Consider the following 4249-nt stretch of genomic DNA (forward strand, 5'->3'; position numbering starts at 1 on the left):
CCGCAGCCGGGCGACAGCGTCCAGGCGATGTTCCCGCACGAGCTGACCCCGCTCGACGACACGCTCACCACGATGCACCCGGACGTGTTCCGCGAGAGCTGAGCGGCGTCAGGCGGCGGGCGGCGCCTCGACGGTGAGCTCGATGTCGAGGACGGCGCCGCCCTCGGTGGTGATCCGCAGCTTGTACGTCCCCGCGGTGGCGCCCGCGTGGATCTGCGGGAGGGAGAGCAGACCGTCCGCGTCGGTCGTCAGACCGGTGAGCGTGCTGACGGCGGAGCCGCCGTCCGTGAAGTTGGGGCCCTGGCCCTCCGGGACGGCTTCCCCGGCACTGGTGAGGATCGTGGCGGTGGCGGCGACGCCGGAGGCGACGGCCCCGTCGAGGGTTGCCTTGACCTGGACGCCGTCGGCGAAGTCGCCGCCCTGGACGGCGGTCAGCGCGGTGCTGGTCGTCCGGGTGACCGTGTCCGCCCGGCGGGCGGTGACGGTCGCTGTGAAGTCGAGGCTGAACTGGGCGGTGGTGCCGACGACCGCGTGGATCTGGAAGCCGCCGGTGGTCTCGCCCGCCACGAGCGTCGGGGCGCTCGCGGTTCCGTCCGCCGCGGTGACGGCCTCGGCGCTGGTGGCCCCGCCGGCGAAGTGGGCGTCGGTGTCACCGCTGATCGTGAAGGTGACGGAAGCCTTGGCGAAACCGTTGCCCTGACCGTCCACGGCCCGCACCGTGACTCCCCCGGCGAACTCCCGGCCGGCCATGGCGGTCAGCGTGCCGGTGCCCGCGTTCTCCAGGTCGGTGAGCTTGAGGTCCGTGGAGGGCGACGGGGGTGTGGTGGTCGTGGGCGGCTTGCCGGGCAGGGTGTTCCCGGGCTTGCCGCTCGGCGGTGTGCTGGGGCTCGGGGACGGCGAGGCGGTCCCCGGCGTCCCGTCCGGGGACGGGGTGGGCGAGGGAGAGGGGGACGGCGAAGCCGGGCCGGCCGTGGGGGTGGTGGTCGCCGGACCGGGCGTGGTCGGCAGGACACCGGTTCCGTCGGGCACCGAGTGCGCGCCGTTGTTGTAGTACTCGAACCAGGAACGCACGGTCGACAGATAGGCGCTGGAGTGGTTGTAGCTCAGCACCGCGCGGTCGATGTCGCTGTCGATGGACAGGTCCCGGGAACCGGCGCAGAGATAGAGCCCGGCTGCGAGCGCCGCGTCGTAGACGTTGTTGGGGTCCTTGCGTCCGTCACCGTTGGCGTCCTGGCCCCAAGTGGCCCAGGTGGACGGGATGAACTGCATCGGCCCTACCGCGCGGTCGTGGACCGCGTCGCTGTCGTACGCGCCGTTGTCCGTGTCCTGGATGAGCGCGAAGCCGTTGCCGTCGAGGGCGGGGCCGAGGATCGGCGTGAGCGTGGTCCCACTCGCGTCGACCTTGCCGCCGCGCGCCTGTCCCGACTCGACCTTGCCGATGGCGGCGAGGAGTTGCCAGGGCAGCCGGCAGGCCGGGTCGGTGCCGGCGATGGACGACTGGGCCTGCTTGTACGCGCCGAGGACCGAGGCCGGAATGCCCGACTCGGCACTGGTGGCGGGCAGACCGGCCGATACGGTCGGGGTGCCGGGAGTGGTCAGCGGCGGCAGGTCCGTGTGGTAGCCGTCCTCGCCGGTGGCGGAGCTCTGTTCGGGCTCGGCCGCGGTCGATGTGTCGGTCCCACCGGGGGACGTGGCCTGGCCCAACGGGGCACCCGGCGCCTGGGAGGCGGAGAGTGCCGCGACGACGGCAGCGGCCACCGCGGTACTGGTGGCCCCTCTGCGCAGGCGACGGCCGAATTGCGCTGCCATATGGTCTGGTCCCTCCCCGACGACGGCTGTTCGCGCTCCCCAGCGCGAGGACTCCCGTGACCCTACGGCAACTTCTGATACTTCAACACAGCCGATTGACCGGTTCTTACGGGTTTTTCACGATGTTCAACACAAGTTGTCCCGCCCCTCGCTTCCGTTGCCGGACAGACCCTTCCCGCCCCCGCTCTCCGTGGACAGGCTCTCCGCGCCCCGGCCGCCCCCAGCGGGAGTGGCGTGGTCAGTGCCGTGCGACGCCCTCCAGGACCCTCCGCCCCGCGCCCGCCCTGTCTCCGATACCCCTGGGCGGTACGGGAAACCGTCCGGCCCGCACGGAGGTTGAACAACTACGACAGCCGGGCTCTGTGACGCCGGGTCTCCCGGGACGCCGGCGCCCGGAGCCCTGAAGTCCCGGAACCCCGGAACCCGCGCCCCTTCCCGGAGCACGCCCCACTCCGCCCCACTCCGCCCCGTCCCGCCCCGCCCCGGACATGCCGGTGGCCGGGCACGAGGTGCCCGGCCACCGTCCGGCGAGAGCGCGCACCCGGCCGGAGCGCTCTCCCGTCAACGACGTCAGTGCGCCGCGGACTCCCAGTCGGCGCCCACGCCGACCGACACGTCCAGCGGGGCACGCAGCGACACGGCGGACGCCATCTCGTGGCGCAGGATCGCCTCCACCTCGGCGCTTTCGCCCTGCGCGATCTCGAGCACGATTTCGTCGTGGACCTGCAGCAGCATCCGGGACTTCAGCTTCGCCCGGGTCAACGCCCGGTCCACATGGAGCATCGCGACCTTCACGATGTCCGCGGCAGTGCCCTGGATCGGAGCGTTGAGCGCCATCCGCTCCGCCGTCTCGCGCCGCTGGCGGTTGTCGCTGTTGAGGTCGGGGAGGTACCGGCGGCGGCCGAAGACCGTCTCGGTGTACCCGGTGGACCTGGCCTCCTCCACGACCCGGTGGAGGTAGTCGCGTACGCCGCCGAAGCGCTCGAAGTACGTGTCCATCAGGCCACGCGCCTCGCCCGCCTCGATGTTGAGCTGCTGGGAGAGCCCGAACGCGGAGAGGCCGTAGGCGAGTCCGTAGGACATGGCCTTGATCTTGCGCCGCATCTCCGGGTCGACGGCCGACTTGTCCACGCCGAACACCTGGGAGGCGACGGTGGTGTGCAGGTCCTCGCCCGAGGTGAACGCCTCGATCAGGCCGGCGTCCTCGGAGAGGTGGGCCATCACCCGGAGTTCGATCTGGCTGTAGTCCGCCGTCATCAGGGTCTCGAAGCCCTCGCCGACGACGAAGCCCTTGCGGATCGCGCGCCCCTCGTCCGTACGGACCGGGATGTTCTGGAGGTTGGGGTCGGTGGAGGAGAGACGTCCGGTCGCCGCCACCGTCTGGTTGAAGGTGGTGTGGATGCGTCCGTCGGCCGCGATCGTCTTGATCAGGCCCTCGACGGTGACCCGCAGCTTCGCCTGCTCGCGGTGGCGCAGCATGATCACCGGCAGTTCGTGCTCGGTCTGCGCGGCGAGCCAGGCCAGGGCGTCGGCGTCGGTGGTGTAACCGGTCTTCGTCTTCTTGGTCTTGGGCAGACCCAGCTCGCCGAAGAGGACTTCCTGGAGCTGCTTGGGCGAGCCGAGGTTGAACTCCCGGCCCACCGCCGCGTGCGCTTCCTTTATGGCCTGCTGCACGGCGCCGGCGAACTGCTGCTCCATCGCCTCCAGATGGGCGCGGTCGGCGGCGATGCCGTGCCGCTCCAGCCGGGCCAGCAGGATCGAGGTGGGCAGTTCCATGTCGTGCAGCAGGTCGAGCGCGCCGACTTCCCTGAGCCGCGTGGAGAACGCGGCCCCGAGGTCGAGGACCGCGCGGGCCTGTGTCATCAGGGCGTCCGCCTCGGCGCGGTCGTCCGCGCCGAACGCCAGCTGCCCGTCCGCGGCGGCGGCCGGGGCCAGCTCGCGGCCGAGGTACTCCACCGCCAGGGCGTCCAGCGCGAACGACCGGCGTCCGGGCTTCACCAGGTACGCGGCGAGCGCGGTGTCCATGGTGACGCCCTCGATGTGCCAGCCCAGCTCGGGGAAGACCCGCATGGCGGCCTTGGCGTTGTGCAGGACCTTCGGCCGCTGCGGGTCGGCGAGCCAGGCGGTGAACGCCTGTTCGTCCGAGGCGTCGAGCTCCGTCGGGTCCAGCCAGGCCGCGGCCCCGCCGACCGCGGCGAGGGCGATCTCGGTGACGGTGCCGGTGCCGAGCGCCCAGGTGTCGACGGTGGCCACGCCCAGCGGCTGGGCGCCGTGCTCGGCCAGCCAGCCGGCGACCTGCCCGGTGGCCAGCACCGTGCCGTCCAGCTCCACCCCGGCGGCGGGGGCGGGTGCCTCCTCCTCGGCGGCACCCGGGTCGACGGCGAGCAGCCGCTCCCGCAGGCTCGGGTTGCGGATCTCCAGGACGTCCAGCACCCCGGTG

General features: G+C 72.3%; 2 protein-coding genes. Both read right to left on the reverse strand.

All coding sequences use genetic code 11. From position 1 onward, the window contains the following. Positions 1–108: 108 nt before the first annotated feature. Positions 109–1809, reverse strand: a complete 1701-nt coding sequence (locus tag ACWD3D_RS33995) for a lytic transglycosylase domain-containing protein (protein ID WP_451464562.1) — start codon at positions 1807–1809, stop codon at positions 109–111. A gap of 570 nt (positions 1810–2379) precedes the next feature. Further along, positions 2380–4249: DNA polymerase I (polA, locus tag ACWD3D_RS34000; protein WP_451464563.1), on the reverse strand; the 1870-nt coding region annotated here is incomplete at its 5' end.

This window comes from Streptomyces sp. NPDC002690, from assembly GCF_053592415.1.